Source organism: Providencia sp. PROV119, from assembly GCF_028482435.1.
Taxonomy (GTDB): Bacteria; Pseudomonadota; Gammaproteobacteria; order Enterobacterales; family Enterobacteriaceae; genus Providencia; species Providencia stuartii.
This window is the reverse complement of the sequence record NZ_JAMPQL010000019.1, coordinates 81,403-101,002: the sequence shown is the minus strand read 5'-3', so window position 1 is coordinate 101,002 and position 19,600 is coordinate 81,403. Positions and strand designations below refer to the sequence as shown.

The window sequence follows — 19,600 nt, the reverse complement described above, 5'->3', positions numbered from 1 at the left end:
GGGATCTTCAACGTACTAAAGAACACAAACCTCTAGTCTATATTTTTCGGCACATTTTCACTGATTGAAACTTTATCATCTCCCGTCAATACGGGCGCCTATTTGCCCCCGTATTGACGAGCATATTTATTTTAGCTTGAAACTTTTAAGCCAATTAAACCAATAATAATTAACCCAAGGCTAAGTAAGCGGAATATATTGGCTGATTCACCCAAGAAAATAATCCCGACAATGGCCGTACCAACAGCGCCAATACCTGTCCATATCGCATAAGCGGTTCCTGCTGGCAAATCACGCATTGCGTAAGCTAATAGCCCCATACTCGCAATAATCGCGACGATTGTAATAATACTTGGGGTAAGACGTGTAAAACCGTGAGTGTATTTTAGGCCAACGGCCCAAACAACTTCTAATAAACCGGCAAATAAGAGGATGATCCAAGCCATTGCTTTTCTCCCGAATGTAACCGGGGTCGTCCCCATTATTTAATTAACGTGTGCACTCATCCATATTTGGCTTACAGTATTGTCGACTAAGCCCGATTGTATCGGTTTATATGCTTCTATTGTCGTTCTACTGCACTTCAAACGGTTTAGAGTACATATTCAGGTCGTCCTGAAAACGTGAAGTGAAATATCATTATAAATCCTCAATTTCCCCAACTCAAGTAATAAAAAATAACAAATTAGCTGCAATCAACAATAGAAATTTACATATTTGTACTGTATTAAAATTTCTATCGCGAAATTATACAACCAGAGGTAGAGTAGAAAGCTTCACTTACGACAGCCATTGAGAGTAGCATGAGCTTCAAAGATATATTACTCGCCCTGTGTGTGGTTATCATTTGGGGTGTTAACTTCGTGATCATTAAGCTCGGCGTTACCGCGCTTCCACCATTATTATTAGGGGCATTGCGTTTTATATTCGTGGCATTTCCCGCTATTTTTTTCTTTAAACGCCCAAAGATCCCCTTCAAATTATTACTCTTGTATGGGTTAACGATTAGCTTTGGTCAATTTGCTTTCCTCTTTTGTGCCATTCGTGTCGGTATGCCCGCTGGGGTCACATCCGTTATTTTACAATCCCAAGCCTTTTTCACCTTACTCTTAGGTGCCGTCATCTTAAAAGAATCTCTACAAGCCACCCATTTCATAGGAATGTTAATTGCCGTCGTTGGGCTAACAATATTGGCTAAAGGTGCAACAGCCGGCGGCTTGGATGATATTCCATTATTAGGATTAACTTTTACGCTAATCGCAGGGCTTTCATGGGCATGTGGTAATATCACCAATAGGATGATTATGCACAATCAGCAAGAGGAAAAATGCAGTGCACTCTCCTTGGTCAGTTGGAGTGCTCTTATCCCTATTATCCCTTTCTTAATAAGCTCATGGCTATTTGAAGGTGAAGAGGCCATTGTACAAGGCCTATCTGATTTTAATTGGTCAGTATTTGGCACCATCATTTACCTTGCTTATCTATCTACTTTTGTGGGTTATGGTTTGTGGGGTGTTCTATTAGGCCGCTATGAAGCTTGGCGGGTTGCTCCTTTTTCTCTGTTGGTGCCCGTATTCGGCCTAAGCAGCAGTGCATTATTCCTTGATGAGCATATAAATAGCATACAATTTGCTGGGTTGATACTCATCATGTTTGGGCTGATTATTACCTTATTTGGTAAAAAGCTCATCCAACGGATCAGAAGCCATTAAGCCAAACTAGGCAGGGTATAGACTTTCAAGCTCTGCCTATGATTTCGCTCTTTATATGCACCAACCACACCAGCGCATAATAGCAACATAAAGAAAATAAATAGCATTTCTCACAAATCAATCGCTTTCCCTCTAGCTGAAATCGAAATAAAATCCAGTTAACTGCTATTATTTAGTGATATTAATAACAGTTATGAAATTTATTTTTACTCACTGTTAGGTTTCACGTTTTAGCTATCTTGCCTTTCCGTTAACTCTAGCTATATGTGTCAGTAATCTGCAAATACAAAAATGCAAACGGCTTAATAATAAAACGGATGGGATGGCTATGGGTAAACAATTAATTTGGATTGTGCTAGCGATATTAGGCGCTTTTGCTCTCGGTTATATCGCATTAAATCGAGGCGAGCAAATTAATGCGCTATGGATCGTCGTTGCAGCGGTTTGTGTCTATTTAATCGCATATCGTTATTACGGACTGTTTATTGCTAAAAAGGTACTACAAGTCGATTCAACACGAATGACACCCTCTATCCGTCATAACGATGGCTTAGATTACGTTCCGACAGATAAAAAAATTCTCTTCGGTCACCATTTTGCAGCAATTGCAGGAGCAGGACCACTGGTAGGCCCGGTATTAGCCGCTCAAATGGGGTATCTGCCAGGCATGTTATGGCTGCTAGCAGGGGTCGTATTAGCGGGTGCGGTTCAAGATTTTATGGTGCTTTTTGTGTCGACTCGTCGAGATGGCCGCTCACTGGGTGAATTGGTCAAAGAAGAGATGGGGAATACTGCGGGCATCTTAGCCCTTATCGCTTGCTTTATGATTATGGTGATTATCCTTGCAGTGCTTGCGATGATCGTCGTCAAAGCCCTTACACACAGCCCATGGGGCACCTATACAGTCGCCTTTACCATTCCTCTTGCGATATTCATGGGAATATATACCCGTTATATTCGCCCTGGTCGTATTGGTGAAGTGTCTATTATTGGTCTGGTATTCCTTGTATTTGCAATTATTTCAGGTGGCTGGGTTGCCGAAAGTGAAACATGGGCACCGTATTTTGACTATACCGGTGTGCAACTGACATGGATGCTTGTTGGATATGGGTTTGTTGCCGCAGTTCTGCCTGTTTGGCTACTGCTGGCACCTCGCGATTACCTTTCTACCTTTTTAAAGATTGGTACCATCATCGGGTTAGCCATTGGTATTCTTATTTTAAACCCCAATTTAGAAATGCCAGCGCTGACCAAATATATTGATGGCACAGGCCCTGTCTGGGCAGGTGATCTGTTCCCGTTTTTATTTATTACTATTGCTTGTGGTGCTGTTTCTGGTTTCCATGCTTTAATTTCATCAGGAACAACCCCCAAAATGCTTGCGAATGAGAACCAAGCTTGCTTTATCGGCTATGGCGGCATGTTAATGGAATCGTTTGTCGCGATTATGGCATTGGTTGCCGCTTGTGTGATTGATCCCGGTGTCTATTTTGCCATGAACAGCCCTATGGCGATGTTAGCACCTGCAGGTACTGAAGATGTCGTCGCTTCGGCTGCGCAAGTTGTCAGTAGCTGGGGCTTCCAAATAACACCTGAGCAGCTAACAAATATCGCCAATGAGGTCGGTGAAAACAGCATTATTTCTCGAGCAGGTGGAGCTCCAACACTGGCGGTAGGCATGGCCTATATCTTACACGGCGCCCTCGGCGGTTTAATGAATGTGTCGTTTTGGTATCACTTCGCTATCTTGTTTGAAGCGCTGTTTATTTTAACGGCTGTCGATGCGGGAACCCGTGCGGCACGCTTTATGCTACAAGATTTATTAGGCGTGATCTCACCTTCTTTGAAACGAACCGACTCACTTCCTGCAAACCTAATTGCAACAGCATTATGTGTACTTGCATGGGGGTATTTCCTTCATCAAGGTGTTGTTGACCCACTCGGTGGTATCAATACACTCTGGCCACTTTTTGGTATCGCAAACCAAATGCTAGCAGGTATGGCCTTAATGCTCTGTGCTGTAGTCCTGTTCAAAATGAAGCGTCAACGCTACGCATGGGTTGCTTTAGTGCCTACTGCATGGTTGCTTATTTGTACAATGACCGCAGGATGGGAAAAAACATTCAGTGAAGATGCGCGCGTTGGTTTCCTCGCTGTAGCCAATAAATTCCAAGCAATGATTGATAGTGGAAATATCCCATCGCAATATACTGAGTCACAACTAACACAGTTGATTTTTAATAACCGTTTAGATGCTGGGTTAACAATTTTCTTTATGATCGTTGTCGTGCTACTCGCGATATTCTCAATCCGTACAGCATTAAAAGCATTGAAATCTTCTGAGCCAACAGCGAATGAAGTTCCATATGAACCAATGCCAGCTAACTATCAGGAAATTGTTGCGAATACACGCCATCACTAATTCATCGTGTATGGACAAGATACGCTTAGATTCAACGAAAACGAGCCACCTCATCCTATTTGTGGCTCGAGTTTTCAAATAACGCTCAAGCGCTCTAAAGTTAGAAGCGAAGTAAGGAGATTAAGATGTTTGGTTCACTCGGCAATGCGGCTCGTTACCTTGGGCAAGCAGCCAAAATGATGATTGGTGTGCCTGATTATGACAATTACGTTGCTCATATGCGACTTAATCATCCAGATCAAACACCAATGACATATGAAGAGTTCTTTAAAGAGCGCCAAGATGCTCGCTATGGTGGAAAAGGCGGGTTTAAGTGCTGTTAAATTCAGCTTCTCTTTTTGGGTAAAAAAAACCGTAATGTCTTACAACATTACGGTTTTTTAGCTTCAAGCAAACAGGTATTATTTCACGCGTGAAACGTATTCGCCTGAACGAGTATCAACTTTGATCACTTCACCAATCTGAACGAACAGAGGAACTTTAACCACTGCACCCGTGCTTAAAGTCGCTGGCTTACCGCCAGTACCCGCTGTATCACCTTTCAGACCTGGGTCAGTATCTGTGACTTCTAACTCAACAAAGTTAGGTGGAGTCACCGCGATTGGGCGGCCATTCCACAGAGTCAAGATACAATCAGCTTGGTCGATCAGCCATTTAGCGTTATCACCAACCGCTTTTTCGTCCGCTGCAAGCTGTTCGAAAGTTTCGTTGTTCATGAAATGCCAAAACTCACCGTCGTTATAAAGGTAAGTTAAGTTCATATCCATGACATCTGCGGCTTCGACAGAATCAGTAGACTTAAATGTTTTTTCCAACAGTTTGTTAGAAATCAGTTTACGAATACGAACACGTGCAAACGCTTGACCTTTACCCGGTTTAACGAATTCACTATCAAGAATTGCACAAGGTTCGCCATCTAACATGATTTTAAGACCTGAGCGGAATTCATTGGTACTATAAGTAGCCATGGAGATCCTCTAATTTATACACTAAAAATGGCATAGCCAAAAAATGGTCGATATTGTAACTCAAAATACCTCATCCAGAGAAGTCTGGATACAACAACTTGCTGAAGCAATCACTAATCCTGATGAATTGCTTCAAATACTGGGGCTAGAAAGCCATCAAGCATCGAAAGATGGCAACGACGCACGTAAATTATTTCCATTACGTGTACCAAGGCCGTTTATTTCGCGCATGAAAAAAGGCGATCCACAAGACCCTCTGCTATTGCAAGTATTAACTGCAAAAGCAGAATTTGATACCTATCCGGGGTTTTCTACAGATCCATTAGATGAACAAAATAATGCGATCCCCAGTTTACTCCACAAATATCACAACCGAGCATTGATGTTGGTGAAAGGGGGCTGTGCAGTAAACTGCCGTTACTGCTTCCGCCGACATTTTCCTTATGAAGATAATAAGGGAAACAAAAATAATTGGTTGATAGCTGTGGATTATATAAAAAACCACACTGAACTCAATGAAATCATCTTTTCAGGGGGTGATCCCTTGATGGCAAAAGACAGTGAACTGGATTGGTTAATTGGGCAACTCGAAGCGATCCCCCACATTAAGCGGCTGAGGATCCACTCTCGTTTACCTGTAGTGATCCCCGAACGCATTACCACTAACCTGTGTCAGCGACTTGCCCACTCACGTCTTCAAGTGATCATGGTAACGCATCTCAACCATGCTAATGAGATAGATGATCACTTTAAAGCCGCGATGCAAAAATTAAAAAATGCCGGCGTGACCTTACTCAATCAAAGCGTACTGTTACGTGGGGTGAACAATGATGCAGATACATTGGCGAATTTAAGTAATGCGCTATTTGATGCGGGTATCCTGCCGTATTACTTGCATGTTTTAGATAAGGTGCAAGGTGCTGCGCATTTCTTAGTGAGCGACCAAGAAGCTAGGTTGCTAATACAACAATTGCTTGGGAAGGTTTCTGGCTATTTGGTGCCAAAATTAGCACGGGAGATTGGCGGAGAGCCGAGTAAGACGTTACTCGACCTAAACCTAAGACAGTGCTGAAATAAAACGCCCGCATCGTCTATACGATCGGGCGTCAAATATTCATTTTAGGGGCACTTATAAACTTGGCCGACCATTTTACTATCAACTGGGATAAAACTAGAGAGGATAGTTTCACTTGGGCTAGTCGCACCAAAAATCACATTTCCGCCCATTGCGCCTGCTTTATTACGCAGATCATTTGCCGCGCCGCGCATAGAGCTTGATTCACTATTGACACCGCTCAACCAGTTGCTTTGAGTTCCTGTGACTTGACCAAGAAGCTGGCAATCACTTCCAGGTTGGTTTTCAACAAAACGAACTTGTGAGCCCGCCGCAGTTAAATTAGTTGTTGTCGAACAACCTGCTAAAAGTAGTAATGCAGCAGCACCAAGCAATACTTTAATACGCATGTTTTCCCTCATTTATCATAGTGTTTTTGCAGCTGGTTTGAGAACCACTCATTCCCTTCTTTGTTCAATATACCGTTGCTATTAACGGCATCATTGAATTGATCTTCATTAGCGCTACTAAATTATAGTCACTCGAGCGCCTATTTACAGCCAAAATTCGCCAGATCTATATTGAGAGATATGGATAACGGTTCAAAGTATCAACAAAGGCATGACCATAAAATTTGCCCACCCTCGTCAGCAAACAAAGCTTACCATAAAACGCGTATACTCTAAATAATTCGAAACATCACATGAAATATAAAGAGCCTATAACGCTTTCACCTTTGGTTACTCACCAAACCACCTTTTGCCTTACTCCAAATATAACCTGCCGCACGGTCTTTGCGCAAAAATAAATGCACAATTATACAATTAGCAAATTCAAGGGCTTTTACTCAAAATAAGTGTATCGAAATCTTTCGCGTCATTTTAGATTATCGATATTCTTCACTTTAGACATTCGGTCGGCCTACCATCAATCAACTCAAACATATTTATTCATATAAAAAACCGGTATTGTCGGTTAATACCAACAATACCGGTTAGAAGGCTTAACAGTTCTTATTGACTGTGTGAGCGTGATGCGGCCAATTGGCTTACATCATACCGCCCATTCCACCCATACCGCCCATGCCTGCAGCACCTAAGTCAGGGCCTTCATCTTTAGGCATTTCAGTAATCATCGCTTCAGTTGTGATCATCAGACCAGCGATAGATGCAGCGAATTGCAATGCAGAACGAGTTACTTTAGTTGGATCCAAGATACCCATCTCGATCATATCACCATAAGTGTCAGTTGCTGCGTTGTAGCCTTCGTTGCCTTGAACTGCTTTAACTTTGTTAACAACAACAGAAGCTTCTTCACCTGCGTTAGTGACGATTTGACGCATTGGTGCTTCCATCGCACGCAGTGCAACGCGGATACCCACGTTTTGCTCTTCATTATCGCCTTTCAGTGAAGCCAGTTTAGCGGCAACACGTACCAGTGCAGTACCACCACCAGCAACAACACCTTCTTCAACCGCTGCGCGAGTTGCGTGCAGCGCATCGTCGACGCGAGCACGTTTTTCTTTCATTTCAACTTCAGTTGCCGCACCAACTTTAATTACAGCAACACCGCCAGCTAATTTAGCAACGCGCTCTTGCAGTTTTTCACGGTCATAATCAGAAGTTGATTCTTCGATTTGTTGACGAATTTGTGCAACACGACCTGCGATAGCAGACTCTTCACCAACACCATCAATGATAGTTGTTGTGTCTTTGTTGATGACGATACGTTTTGCTTGACCCAGATCTTCTAATGTCGCTTTTTCAAGCTCCATACCGATCTCTTCAGAGATAACAGTACCGTTAGTCAGGATAGCGATATCTTGCAGCATTGCTTTACGGCGATCACCGAAACCAGGTGCTTTAACCGCAGCAACTTTCACGATACCACGCATGGTGTTAACAACCAGTGTCGCAAGTGCTTCGCCTTCAACATCTTCAGCGATGATCAGAAGTGGTTTGCTCGCTTTAGCAACGCCTTCTAATACTGGCAGCAGTTCACGGATGTTAGATACTTTTTTATCAACTAACAGGATGAATGGGTTTTCCAGTTCAACAACACCCGTTTCTGGCTTGTTGATGAAATAAGGAGACAGGTAACCACGATCGAACTGCATACCTTCAACAACATCCAGTTCGTCTTCCAGACCAGTACCTTCTTCAACAGTGATAACGCCTTCTTTGCCGACTTTATCCATTGCTTCTGCAATTAACTTACCAACGGTTTCGTCAGAGTTTGCAGAAATTGTACCAACCTGTGCGATAGATTTAGAGTCTGAACATGGAACAGACAGTGCTTTCAGCTCTTCTACAGCTGCAACTACTGCTTTATCGATACCACGTTTCAGATCCATCGGGTTCATACCCGCTGCAACGGCTTTCAGACCTTCAGTAACAATAGCTTGCGCCAGAACTGTTGCAGTTGTTGTACCATCACCCGCTGCATCGTTAGCTTTAGAAGCAACTTCTTTCACCATCTGTGCGCCCATGTTCTCGAATTTATCTTCTAATTCGATTTCACGTGCAACAGAAACACCATCTTTAGTGATAACTGGTGAACCAAATGATTTATCAAGAACCACATTACGGCCTTTAGGGCCCAAAGTTACTTTAACTGCATCTGCTAGAATATTCACACCACGAAGCATTTTTACGCGTGCGTCATTACCAAATTTAACGTCTTTAGCTGCCATTATTTCTTTCCTTTAAATTCTTTTCGTTAGTTGAGAAGATCTAAGTGAAAATTACGCTTCAACAATCGCGAGGATGTCACTTTCTGACATGATCAGCACTTCTTCGTTGTCGATTTTTTCAGCTTTCACGCCATAACCGTCGTTAAAAATAACGATGTCGCCGACTTTCACATCCAACGCTTTGATTTCACCATTTTCAAGGATGCGACCATTACCAACGGCGAGGACCTCACCACGCGTAGATTTACCTGCTGCAGTGCCAGTCAGAACGATACCGCCTGCAGATTTTGATTCAACTTCTTTACGCTTGACGATAACACGGTCATGCAATGGACGAATTTTCATTAATAGTTCTCCTATAAATAAAGTCCACACTAGGTAAAAGGACGATACCAGTATGCCTAAATAAACCAGTACCATGTTTCAGCAGATTGGGGCTAATTGGAGTGACTTCAAGGGGGGAAGATAAAATTTTTTTGTTTTTACCTTCCCTATTTTAATGGGGGCTCTTACTTATAGCGGTTATCTTTTTCTGATTCGTTAGAATCATCGGATTTATCGAGTTTATATGATGGATCATCCTGTTTACGTTGGAATTCCCCTTCAAATGTATCACCTTGTTGAAATGGGTTATTACGCCCTGCACTAAAACCATTTCCAGTTTGGGAAAAACGGATATGTGGAATCAAACGCATGACGAACAATTTTTGCACAGGAGGTAACAATAACAGCAAACCAATAAAGTCAGTAAAGAACCCTGGCAGGATTAATAAGAAGCCAGCAAGTACCAACGCAACACTTTTAATCATTTCTGCTGCGGGGCTTTCACCTGCTGCTATTTTTTGCTGGATCTGCATGACATTTTTCATTCCCTGATTTTTGACCAGAGAAATTCCCAAACAAGATGTCAACACAACCAGTATGAGTGTTGCCAATACCCCAATTTCTGAAGCAACACGAACGAATATGACGGACTCAATATAAATGAGAAGGCATATCAATATTAGCGGTAACCAGCGCACAAGTTCTCCTTTATTTCAATCAGCTATCTCCTTCGTTCTTCTTATTGCTCAAGTATCGACCACTCTCTATTCGAGTCATGTTCTCAGAGAGTTTGCCACCTATTCACACCCAGAAGTTCGTTGGATATAGGTTAGTTCTCGCCTCTTGGAAAACCTTTGTGAACTGTATCTAAGAGACAAACAACAACATTCGCTTTTTCACATAGTATAGACATAATGATGGAGGTCACTATAACGCTTTTCAACTCATGGAGATTTCTAATTTTTTTGGTTTCATCTGTGAGTATGTTCACATATTTTGAAATCTGTTTCATAAATCAAACTATATAGTGATCTAGGTTCAAGGTAATCATTAAAGAACCGCATATCATCTACTCATAAATCAGTAGATCATCATGCTGATAATGGAGTAACAGGTGTTTAACACCTAGAATGTTTTGTTTTACGGTATATATTTTTTAAAAGCGCATAATAGACAGTAACTGTAATCTAATTAAGAAGGTTCTCATGTCAAACAATACTCGTATCGAAGAAGACCTGTTAGGTCAGAAAGAAGTCCCATCTGATGCCTATTACGGTGTTCATACTCTGCGTGCGATTGAAAACTTTTATATCAGCGACCGCACCATTAACGACGTGCCCGAATTTATTCGCGGCATGGTAATGGTTAAAAAAGCGGCAGCAATGGCGAACAAAGAACTTCACACTATTCCACGTAACATTGCAGATACCATTATCAAAGCATGTGATGTTGTACTGGATACCGGTAAATGCATGGACCAGTTCCCTGTTGACGTATTCCAAGGTGGTGCAGGTACATCACTAAACATGAATACCAACGAAGTCCTTGCAAACATTGGTCTTGAACTGATGGGTCATAAAAAAGGTGAATATGAATACCTAAATCCTAATGACCACTTAAATAAAAGTCAGTCAACCAACGATGCCTATCCGACAGGTTTCCGTATCGCCGTATACAACTCCGTTGTAAAACTGATTGAATCGGTTGAATACCTGAAAAAAGGTTTTGAGAAAAAAGCAGAAGAATACAAAGACATTCTGAAAATGGGCCGTACCCAATTGCAGGATGCTGTACCAATGACCGTTGGTCAAGAATTCCATGCCTTTGCAACGCTCTTAAAAGAAGAAGAGAAAAACCTAAAACGTAGTATTGAATTACTGTTAGAAGTGAACTTAGGTGCAACGGCAATCGGTACAGGTTTGAATACTGCGCCGGGCTACCAAAAATTGGCTGTTGAGAAATTAGCAGAAGTGACTGGCTTACCTTGTGTACCAGCAGAAGACCTGATTGAAGCGACATCTGACTGTGGTGCATACATCACCGTTCACGCTGGCCTAAAACGCCTTGCCGTTAAGCTATCTAAAATTTGTAATGACTTGCGCTTACTGTCTTCTGGCCCACGTGCAGGCCTCAAAGAGATCAATCTGCCTGAATTACAAGCAGGTTCTTCAATTATGCCAGCAAAAGTTAACCCAGTTATTCCTGAAGTGGTTAACCAAGCTTGTTTCAAAGTTATCGGTAACGATGTTTGTGTTACAATGGCAGCTGAAGCGGGTCAGCTACAGTTGAACGTAATGGAGCCAGCTATCGGTCAAGCGATGTTTGAATCCATTTCTCTGATGAACAATGCGTGCCGTAACTTAGTTGAAAAATGCATTAACGGTATCACAGTGAACAAAGAAATCTGTGAAGCGTTTGTTTTTAACTCTATCGGTATTGTTACTTACCTGAACCCATTCATTGGTCACCATAATGGTGATATCGTAGGTAAGATCTGTGCTGAAACAGGCAAGAGTGTCCGTGAAGTCGTTCTGGAGCGCGGCCTACTGACCGAAGAGCAGCTGGATGATATTTTCTCTGTTGAGAACCTAAAACACCCAGCTTATAAAGCGAAAAGATTTGATGACTAATCGTTTATGCTAACCATAAATAACTCTTAAAAATCAAGGCACGCCTCTCCTTCGGAAAGCGTGCCTTTTTAGTTTTATGCACACACAAAAAATTAACACTACAGTTTCATATTTTTAATTTTAAATTTGTCGAGGAGTAAACACTATGTTAGCCGTAGAATTTATCATTGTTCTGCTGGCCATATTTTTGGGGGCCCGTCTCGGTGGGATAGGTATCGGCTTTGCCGGTGGCCTAGGTGTACTGGTACTCGCTGCTATTGGCGTAAAACCAGGTACTATACCATTTGACGTTATCTCTATTATTATGGCTGTGATCGCTGCCATTTCTGCAATGCAAATTGCAGGTGGACTTGATTACTTAGTCGATCAGACAGAAAAACTACTGCGTCGTAATCCTAAATACATCACCATCCTTGCACCAATCGTGACCTATTTCCTAACCTTATTTGCTGGTACAGGGAATATCTCTTTAGCAACTTTACCCGTCATTGCAGAAGTGGCAAAAGAACAAGGCGTCAAACCTTGCCGCCCACTTTCAACTGCGGTTGTTGCGGCTCAAATTGGTATTACAGCGTCCCCAATCTCAGCGGCAGTTGTGTATATGGCCTCTGTGATGGAAAACTCCGCCATGGTCGGTGCAGGTAACACTGTTAGCTATATTACGTTGCTCGCTATTTTACTGCCATCCACTTTCCTTGCTATCATTTTGATGTCATTCATCATCTCTTGGACGTTTAACTCGAAACTGTCTGATGATCCTGTTTACCAAAAACGTTTAGCAGAAGGCTTAGTTGAACTGCGTGGTAGCCAAGTTAAAGCTATCAAACCTGGTGCAAAATCATCTGTATTTTTGTTCTTGCTAGGCGTTGTCGGTGTTGTTGTCTACGCTATTATCAACAGCCCAAGCTTAGAAATAGTCAAAACACCATTGATGAACACCACTAATGCTATCTTAATCATTATGCTGAGTGTAGCGACCCTCATCACTATTTTATGCCGAGTCAATACAGACGCGATCCTTAACTCAAGTACCTTTAAAGCCGGTATGAGCGCATGTATCTGTATTTTAGGTGTTGCATGGTTAGGTGATACATTCGTACAACATAATATTGATTGGATTAAAGCAACAGCGGGTGACCTGATCCATGAACATTCATGGATGCTAGCCGTGATCTTCTTCTTCTGTTCAGCTCTACTGTACTCACAAGCTGCAACAGCAAAAGCGTTGATGCCTATGGCACTCGCGCTTCATGTTAGCCCACTGACAGCTATCGCATCATTCTCAGCAGTATCTGGTCTGTTTATTCTACCAACATACCCAACACTGGTTGCTGCTGTACAAATGGATGATACCGGAACCACACGCATTGGCCGTTTTGTCTTTAACCATCCATTCTTTATTCCGGGCACTATTGCCGTGATCTTAGCTGTTACCTTCGGTTTCCTATTCGGCGGTATGATCCTGTAGTTATTGGATATTCTACCCATACAAAAACCCGCAATATTTTGCGGGTTTTCTTTTAAAAAACTAAATAGCGTTGCACGGATAACCCAGACCGTATCCTACTAGCAGATTTATTCATACGCCATTGCACAGATAGCAGGGCATGTTTAGATTTGAATGTGCAGTCATCAAGCCATAAACCGCTATCATTCACCTCATAAAAGCAATTAAGTCATCAAAACAGCTATCCGTGATGAATTAACCTATCGTCGCGCGATTAAAGCTTCTGCCCTATTTTTAACACCTTCGCCACATTATAAGCAGTCTGCTGTAAATTAATGGCGCCTTCATTTAATGCTTCGTCGAGCGCGCACAAGCGAGGCAATATGCTAAAGAAAGCATCAATGCCTTCTTGATGTAAAGCGTCCACACCTTTCCCTAACACACCACTTAATGCTATCACTGGAACATGGTATTTTGCCGCCACTTTGGCAACACCAATCGGTGCTTTCCCCCCTGCGGTTTGCCCGTCCATACTCCCTTCACCAACGATCACTAAATCAGCATCCATCATCTCTTTTTCTAAATCGACCGCTTGAATCACAATATCGATGCCCGGTTTTAGTTGTGCTCCCAAAAAGGCGGCTGCGGCGACAGATATTCCTCCAGCCGCACCACCTCCTGCTAAGTGACGGTAATCTATACCTGTTGTGCTTTTTATTACATTTGCCAGTTGATTCAGCCCACGTTCTAACATGGCAACCATTTCAGGTGTTGCCCCTTTTTGAGGACCAAATACTGTAGCGGCACCACGCTCACCAACAAGAGGGTTGTCCACATCACACGCCACATCAATGTCACAATCTTTTAAACGAGGGTCGAGACCTGAAATATCAATACTGGCGATCTTATTGAGTACTTCCCCCCCTTGGCCTAGCCGTTGTTGCTGCTCATCATAAAAAACAGCCCCTAAGGCTTGCAGCATACCAACGCCACCATCAACCGTTGCACTGCCACCAATACCTAAAATAATCTGCTGTACGCCTTTATCTAAGGCATTTTTAATTAATTGACCTGTGCCATAACTGCTGGTTAGCATCGGGTTACGCTCTTTTGGCGGAACTAACATCAATCCACTTGCAGCAGCCATTTCAATCGCTGCTGTCGTTCCTTGATGAAGCAAACCATAAGCTGCTGTTATAGGTTTATTGAGTGGATCAAATACCTCAACAGATACTCTTTCTCCGCTCGCAGCGGCAATCAGCGCATCAACCGTACCTTCCCCACCATCTGCTATGGGTAGACTTAAAAACGTTGCATCAGGAAATACCGCTTGGAAGCCTTGTTTCACGGCATCGGCAGCAGATTCTGCACTCATGCTCTCTTTGAATGAATCTGGAGCTATAATAATTTTCATGATGAGTACCTATGAAAAACACGATAATTATTTAATCGTATCATGTTGATAGCTCTCATACTGCAAATTGTCTGACAGTTACCCTGATCACACCTTACCTATTTTTGTCATCAACAATATTGCTCACAAAGCAAACTGCTATAAATCAATAATGATCATTGTTATGATGGGAAGATGAGAACAATATTGTGATGGAGCTAACAATGTCAGTACAGCGCGAACAAATTTTAAGCCATGCTCTAAACCAGTTAGAAAAACAAGGCCTCTCTGCCTCTACCGAGCATCTTCTCCATGAGATAGCCCCTGATTTCAACATGATCCGCCAATTTTGGCCTGATGATGAGGCCTTAGTGTACGATTGCCTGCGTTATCATGGGCAACAGATTGAAATTTGGCAACGTCAAACACGGTTAGATGAGTCGTTAAGCCCCCAACAAAAACTTTCCGCACGCTACCAACAGCTGTACCAACGTGTTAGCGAAGGGCGTTTCCCTGGATGTTTATTTGTCTCAGCCTGTAATCACTATCCTGATCCACAGCACCCTATCCACCAACTAAGCCGAATACAAAAAGATAACTCTTTTCTATATACCAAAGAGTTATTAGATGAATTAGATATTGAAGACCCCGTGCTCGTGGCAAATCAAATGGAATTAGTTTTAGAGGGCTGTTTGAATCGTTTACTCATTCAAAGAGATATTAAAGATGTCGAAATTGCTCAGCATCTCTCAGAGGATATTTTAACTATTGCGTTATGCCGTAAAAAAGGAGCTTTAAGTTAATAAAACAGTAATCGCGCGTTAAACCAACAATTTTTGCTGAAAAAGAAAACACTCAGTTAAAAACTGCATTTTTTTAGCAAAAATTCGTTGACGCCAACCACCTAATACGGTTTAATGCGCCCCGTTGCCCGGATAGCTCAGTCGGTAGAGCAGGGGATTGAAAATCCCCGTGTCCTTGGTTCGATTCCGAGTCCGGGCACCACTTTCACTTCTACAGTGGTTTCCTCCAATCAAGTAATCCTATAGATATCATCTAATTATCTTAAATTATCACCTTAAAATTTAGCTAAGCCAGAACAAACCTCTTTCAACTGATCGTTTTTTTTGCAAAGCCTTTTAACTTTTTAATATCAGAAGATCCCATCACGCCATATTTAGCTTTCTAAGATAGTTATTCATCTCAGACCCACCGTTCTCTCAGAAAATACACTCAGCTAGACCGTTATCATGCCATTTGACTAGAGTTGCCGCATTTTTATTTTTGAGTAAAGACCAATTCTACATTCAATAAAATAGTCGTGTGATATAGTCATGACTATAGTTCTTAAAAAACGGATCAATGTGCTTCCCGCCCCTTACAGGCTTAACTTACTGTATTCCAGGGATTTACTACATATCATACCGTTTTAATTATCGGTTCCACTGCCGCAAGTACTTCGACAACCTCATCAAGGGTCACAATTAAATAATGCTCTATAATATCATCATGTATATTCTCACTTTGCTCATGAAACCATTCTAAATAGGATGAATTTTTAACTTTATAAACCCCAGTTGTCATCTGACCATTGAAATGGTCTAGCATTTTTAATAAATCCCCTTCATCTGTTACCCTAAAGGAATATATCCACTCAAATATTAAACTTAGTTCCTCATCGGGCTTAATTAATGAAAGTGATAGGACCGCTCGATCATATTTAATAGATCTTAATTGAATACCTGATAATGGCATATCGCCAAAAACCACTAATGATTCTTGCACCGCCCATCCCTCATTTATAAAGCTTTTCTATTTTTATACTCATTTTTACTGTATGCCCCCCATCTACTCTTTCATATGATTTGTTCAGCATGATATTTTTATATCTTATACCAGTGCCGTGGTTAATCTAGCGACATACATTCCAGATTTTTAGATGTACCATCTTTATCCCATAAGGCTGGTAGCCTACCGAAAGAAGGAAGTTAAGATGAACTACATTCTATTTAAAGTACAGATTTGATAATGCTATAAAGCATCATGAATTTTTTAAACCATCCTAAGACGGTTGTTCCATTTTCTTATGGGCCTATAATAGCCATTCTGTTCGTATAAAAGCTGTCTGCTAGCTCTTCACTTCATTCTATTATTTCTGATAATTTTTTTAAACTAAGGGGAGGTTTCATAATTTCAATCTTGGTGAAAGTAATAAATAATTAATTTTCCTAATATCTATTAGATTTATTATGTCATATATTGAATACGGTAGCTGTTAGATATCGCTGCCTGATAGGTAATACACCTTCACTCATAACAACTATAATCTTGCCCTGTCACAATACTACGTTTTTTTACTTAAATTTAGCTGCATAAACTTTTTTGCTTTTTTGTCATTTAATACTCCAAAAAATTGGATTATATTCCATTATTCCCCCTTGCTTGATTAAAATAAAAACAAGAAAATATCTAAAAGAGTAGGCTTATGAAGAAAATGACGATATTATTAATACGCAACAAGAGTGACTTGTAGCATTTCGTATAAAAAGAATTTATCGTACTAAAAATCTGTTGCTTTATTCCTTACTTTTAGTATTTAATTATCATCGTAATTTTAGGAAAACTTGGATATTTCTAGGACATATAAATGGGAATAATAACAGCACTTGGTAAATCTATAGAGAATAGTCAGTTACTGCGTCTATTGCATCAAGAAATAGAACGTAATGATGTGAAACTTGATTGCCGAGATGACTTAAATGATCAACTCTTAGATATTGCTCGTTATATGAGTGACGATGAATATCTATCTGTAGTGAAAATTAAGCGTAGGGTTAATATCCTTTCGGGAATAATGGCTTTACCTGTATTAATTTTAGCTATACTTTTATTTTCAACAAGATTAGATAAATGGTTTTCAACAAATATTAGTTACATTTCTGATACTGTTTTTGACTTTTTTGTTACAAATTACTGGCTAACTATTTTTTATTGTTTTTTAATGTTTTTGCCTATCTTTTATTTTTACTTTTTACAAAAAAAATCTGAAAAACTAGCTGGGAGATTGGTGGATAAGTTTATTTCCAGAGTAAAAAATGAGTCCTGATAGTATTAGTTATGAGTAAATTTACGACAATATATACCTAATGGCTCAATGTGACGCAAATCAATGTGGAGAGGATTACCTATGATTGCCGATAGTAATATCAAAGCCTCCTTTACCTGCATGATTGGTAGTCTCTGTACATCTCAGTTTTGCGAGCATTGAGACTCAAAGAGCCACAGCCCGCAAAACTGAGGCTTCCGCCTACACTGCTGCCGGTTTGCTTCGAATCGTGCTTGTTGCTCATTTGTTGGCTACTGACCGTTAAATTGCCGTCAACATCCGCTTTAACACTTTCACCACGGGTTTGCCCCCCGTGAGGTCGGTGCCTTTACCACTGTGTAGCGTTAATTGTTTACCAGAATTGACCTCACTATCCGTGTAAAACTGGCTATTGCCTTTCTCAAAACCTTTGCCTGGGTTCACACTCCCATTGGCACTGAAATCATCCGTACCAATTCCCACTCAAAATGAGCGGCTTTTGCTTTCACTCTTACCATTCTTAGTGATACTGGTCAGGTTAATATTCTTTTTTACGGTCAGTGTGATGTTTTTATTGGCATCCAGTTGCTGTTGTCTTTTTATCGGCTCTGGCGAGAAAAACTAAGGTAGAAAATAAAAACCATTTAAGAGGCGGCGAGGAAAGCCAAATTATATGCGGTAGGCTACACCTTCAACCGAGGTAACTCCAGCTCCAGCCAGCAATTCATCCTCTGAAGTAATTAGTTTATTAAGTTAATATTTTAGATGCTAAGCACTCCCTCTTCACTCACCAAGCTAAATAGTGGATTTTCCGGTTGAGTACTCGAAGAAGCGAGGTAGTTAGGTGAATATAGCTCCTTTAGTCGAGCTACATTTCCTATTGATTGCTCTTTATATTTATGGCTTAAAGTCTGGATCTTCATCATCATTATCCCAAAATTGGAGGGGCTCCATGTAATCGCCGTTTTCAATGACTGAACACCATCCAAAATCGCTATAAAAAACGAAGAGATCAACGACCCTATACACCCCTTTACTAACGCGGCTTAATGTTATCAAAGATGGTTCATTATAAATATAATTGCCTCCAGCTCTGGCTATAACTCTTTGTTCGAATAATGCCCTATTATATTCGCTCACTTCTCCAATAATTCTTGTTGATTCAATTTCAAAAATAATTTCAAATTTATTAGATATTTGTATATGACAAGGTATTTTTTTTTGCTGTTCTAGTTTACTTAAAAATAAATTATCTGGAAATTCGATTTGTAAAATCATGTCTGCCATCCTTCAGGAACAATCACTTCACCTATAAAGTTTTTTCAAACATAGTTACTGAACTAACATATTGTTCTTCCATAGATCTATTACTGCAACAATGGGGAGCAAGCCTACTAACCACATCAATAAAAAACTTTTTACCATTTTATCTATGGTTATAACAGCAATAATCCATCCATTAGAAATTTAGTGAGATAAATCACTAGCTATACGTTCAACCCAAGCACTTACCGCAACGCCTTCAGATTTTAGAATACTAGCTACTTGCATAAATGCTATCCCTCCCGGTATCGAAGGTGCTTTATTAATCAACCCCACCATTTTTAAATTTTCATTTCCTCCCTTAATGCAGCCTTTTCTATAGGCATCTATTTTTTTTATCATTACTAGGATGCAAAGGAGTTAAAATTGATGACATCGATCTTGCATGCATTGATGTTAAAACATCAGGCTAAGCGCATAATTGGATAAGATAATCAGAGATAACACCATTCTCAGGTGCAGGAACACTCCAACATGGCTAACCACGCAACTGATAGGAGTAGTCACCATGACTAAGCGCGGTTGTATTGTAGAAACACCGACGACTAAA

At 40.9% G+C, this 19,600-nt stretch carries 19 protein-coding genes and 1 tRNA gene; 9 read left to right on the top strand and 11 right to left on the bottom strand.

All coding sequences use genetic code 11. The features are described from left to right. Positions 1-131: 131 nt before the first annotated feature. Positions 132-446, bottom strand: a complete 315-nt coding sequence (sugE, locus tag PSF11_RS15555) for a quaternary ammonium compound efflux SMR transporter SugE (RefSeq protein ID WP_014657512.1) — start codon at positions 444-446, stop codon at positions 132-134. A gap of 357 nt (positions 447-803) precedes the next feature. On the opposite strand from sugE, the gene PSF11_RS15550 reads away from it, so the two are divergent. The 3 genes from PSF11_RS15550 (at position 804) to PSF11_RS15540 (ending at position 4,457) form a co-directional block, all read left to right on the top strand. After that, positions 804-1,712 carry an EamA family transporter gene (locus PSF11_RS15550; protein ID WP_014657511.1) on the top strand — a complete coding sequence of 303 codons (909 nt, stop codon included), beginning with the start codon at positions 804-806 and terminating at the stop codon, positions 1,710-1,712. Positions 1,713-2,040: 328 nt separating this feature from the next. After that, on the top strand, positions 2,041-4,134 hold the full coding sequence (gene cstA, locus PSF11_RS15545; RefSeq protein WP_014657510.1) for a pyruvate/proton symporter CstA: 2,094 nt from the start codon (positions 2,041-2,043) through the stop codon (positions 4,132-4,134). A gap of 125 nt (positions 4,135-4,259) precedes the next feature. After that, positions 4,260-4,457 (top strand): YbdD/YjiX family protein, encoded by a 198-nt coding sequence (locus PSF11_RS15540; RefSeq protein ID WP_004925837.1) that lies wholly within the window; start codon positions 4,260-4,262, stop codon positions 4,455-4,457. Between the two features lie 78 nt (positions 4,458-4,535). Here PSF11_RS15540 and efp read toward each other — a convergent pair whose 3' ends face one another. Continuing rightward, entirely contained in the window at positions 4,536-5,102 is a 567-nt protein-coding gene (gene efp / locus PSF11_RS15535; RefSeq protein ID WP_004925840.1) for an elongation factor P, read from the bottom strand. 43 nt (positions 5,103-5,145) lie between these two features. Here efp and epmB point away from each other — a divergent pair, with 43 nt between their 5' ends. Continuing rightward, positions 5,146-6,174 (top strand): EF-P beta-lysylation protein EpmB, encoded by a 1,029-nt coding sequence (epmB, locus tag PSF11_RS15530; protein ID WP_004925842.1) that lies wholly within the window; start codon positions 5,146-5,148, stop codon positions 6,172-6,174. Between the two features lie 47 nt (positions 6,175-6,221). Here the strand turns inward: epmB and PSF11_RS15525 are convergent, their stop codons facing one another. The 4 genes from PSF11_RS15525 to PSF11_RS15510 all read right to left on the bottom strand — a co-directional run bounded on the left by PSF11_RS15525 (position 6,222) and on the right by PSF11_RS15510 (position 9,870). Continuing rightward, entirely contained in the window at positions 6,222-6,566 is a 345-nt protein-coding gene (locus PSF11_RS15525; RefSeq protein WP_014657509.1) for a DUF4156 domain-containing protein, read from the bottom strand. Positions 6,567-7,204: 638 nt separating this feature from the next. Continuing rightward, a complete protein-coding gene (gene groL / locus PSF11_RS15520; RefSeq protein ID WP_004925846.1) occupies positions 7,205-8,848 on the bottom strand; it encodes a chaperonin GroEL in 1,644 nt (547 codons plus the stop codon). 51 nt (positions 8,849-8,899) lie between these two features. Next, complete coding sequence (locus tag PSF11_RS15515; RefSeq protein ID WP_008914587.1) at positions 8,900-9,193, bottom strand: co-chaperone GroES; 294 nt, start codon at positions 9,191-9,193, stop codon at positions 8,900-8,902. Positions 9,194-9,357: 164 nt separating this feature from the next. Next, positions 9,358-9,870, bottom strand: coding sequence for an FxsA family protein (locus PSF11_RS15510; RefSeq protein ID WP_072502744.1), 513 nt, complete (start codon positions 9,868-9,870; stop codon positions 9,358-9,360). Positions 9,871-10,377: 507 nt separating this feature from the next. Between PSF11_RS15510 and aspA the strand changes: the two genes are divergently transcribed. Both aspA and PSF11_RS15500 read left to right on the top strand, forming a co-directional pair. After that, positions 10,378-11,802, top strand: coding sequence for an aspartate ammonia-lyase (gene aspA, locus PSF11_RS15505; RefSeq protein WP_004925857.1), 1,425 nt, complete (start codon positions 10,378-10,380; stop codon positions 11,800-11,802). Positions 11,803-11,947: 145 nt separating this feature from the next. Beyond that, the gene (locus PSF11_RS15500; RefSeq protein WP_004925858.1) at positions 11,948-13,270 is read left to right on the top strand and encodes an anaerobic C4-dicarboxylate transporter; all 1,323 of its coding nucleotides are present in this window, start codon (positions 11,948-11,950) and stop codon (positions 13,268-13,270) included. Positions 13,271-13,523: 253 nt separating this feature from the next. On the opposite strand, the gene PSF11_RS15495 is transcribed toward PSF11_RS15500, so the two are convergent. Next, complete coding sequence (locus PSF11_RS15495) at positions 13,524-14,663, bottom strand: glycerate kinase (protein WP_072502743.1); 1,140 nt, start codon at positions 14,661-14,663, stop codon at positions 13,524-13,526. Between the two features lie 203 nt (positions 14,664-14,866). Between PSF11_RS15495 and dicD the strand changes: the two genes are divergently transcribed. Both dicD and PSF11_RS15485 read left to right on the top strand, forming a co-directional pair. Further along, positions 14,867-15,445, top strand: a complete 579-nt coding sequence (dicD, locus tag PSF11_RS15490; RefSeq protein ID WP_036942948.1) for a division control transcriptional repressor DicD — start codon at positions 14,867-14,869, stop codon at positions 15,443-15,445. Positions 15,446-15,571: 126 nt separating this feature from the next. Continuing rightward, positions 15,572-15,647: transfer RNA gene (locus PSF11_RS15485), tRNA-Phe, on the top strand. Positions 15,648-16,061: 414 nt separating this feature from the next. Here the strand turns inward: PSF11_RS15485 and PSF11_RS15480 are convergent. Further along, positions 16,062-16,427 carry a hypothetical protein gene (locus tag PSF11_RS15480; protein WP_195848403.1) on the bottom strand — a complete coding sequence of 122 codons (366 nt, stop codon included), beginning with the start codon at positions 16,425-16,427 and terminating at the stop codon, positions 16,062-16,064. An 862-nt stretch (positions 16,428-17,289) separates the two neighbouring features. Between PSF11_RS15480 and PSF11_RS15475 the strand changes: the two genes are divergently transcribed. Next, on the top strand, positions 17,290-17,748 hold the full coding sequence (locus tag PSF11_RS15475; RefSeq protein ID WP_072502742.1) for a DUF6097 family protein: 459 nt from the start codon (positions 17,290-17,292) through the stop codon (positions 17,746-17,748). 261 nt (positions 17,749-18,009) lie between these two features. Here PSF11_RS15475 and PSF11_RS15470 read toward each other — a convergent pair whose 3' ends face one another. The 3 genes from PSF11_RS15470 to PSF11_RS15460 form a co-directional block, all read right to left on the bottom strand. Beyond that, complete coding sequence (locus tag PSF11_RS15470) at positions 18,010-18,210, bottom strand: hemagglutinin repeat-containing protein (RefSeq protein ID WP_072502741.1); 201 nt, start codon at positions 18,208-18,210, stop codon at positions 18,010-18,012. Between the two features lie 414 nt (positions 18,211-18,624). Continuing rightward, positions 18,625-19,005 carry a hypothetical protein gene (locus tag PSF11_RS15465; RefSeq protein WP_072502740.1) on the bottom strand — a complete coding sequence of 127 codons (381 nt, stop codon included), beginning with the start codon at positions 19,003-19,005 and terminating at the stop codon, positions 18,625-18,627. A 189-nt stretch (positions 19,006-19,194) separates the two neighbouring features. Next, positions 19,195-19,392 (bottom strand): hypothetical protein, encoded by a 198-nt coding sequence (locus PSF11_RS15460; RefSeq protein WP_040132480.1) that lies wholly within the window; start codon positions 19,390-19,392, stop codon positions 19,195-19,197. Positions 19,393-19,600 lie beyond the last annotated feature (208 nt).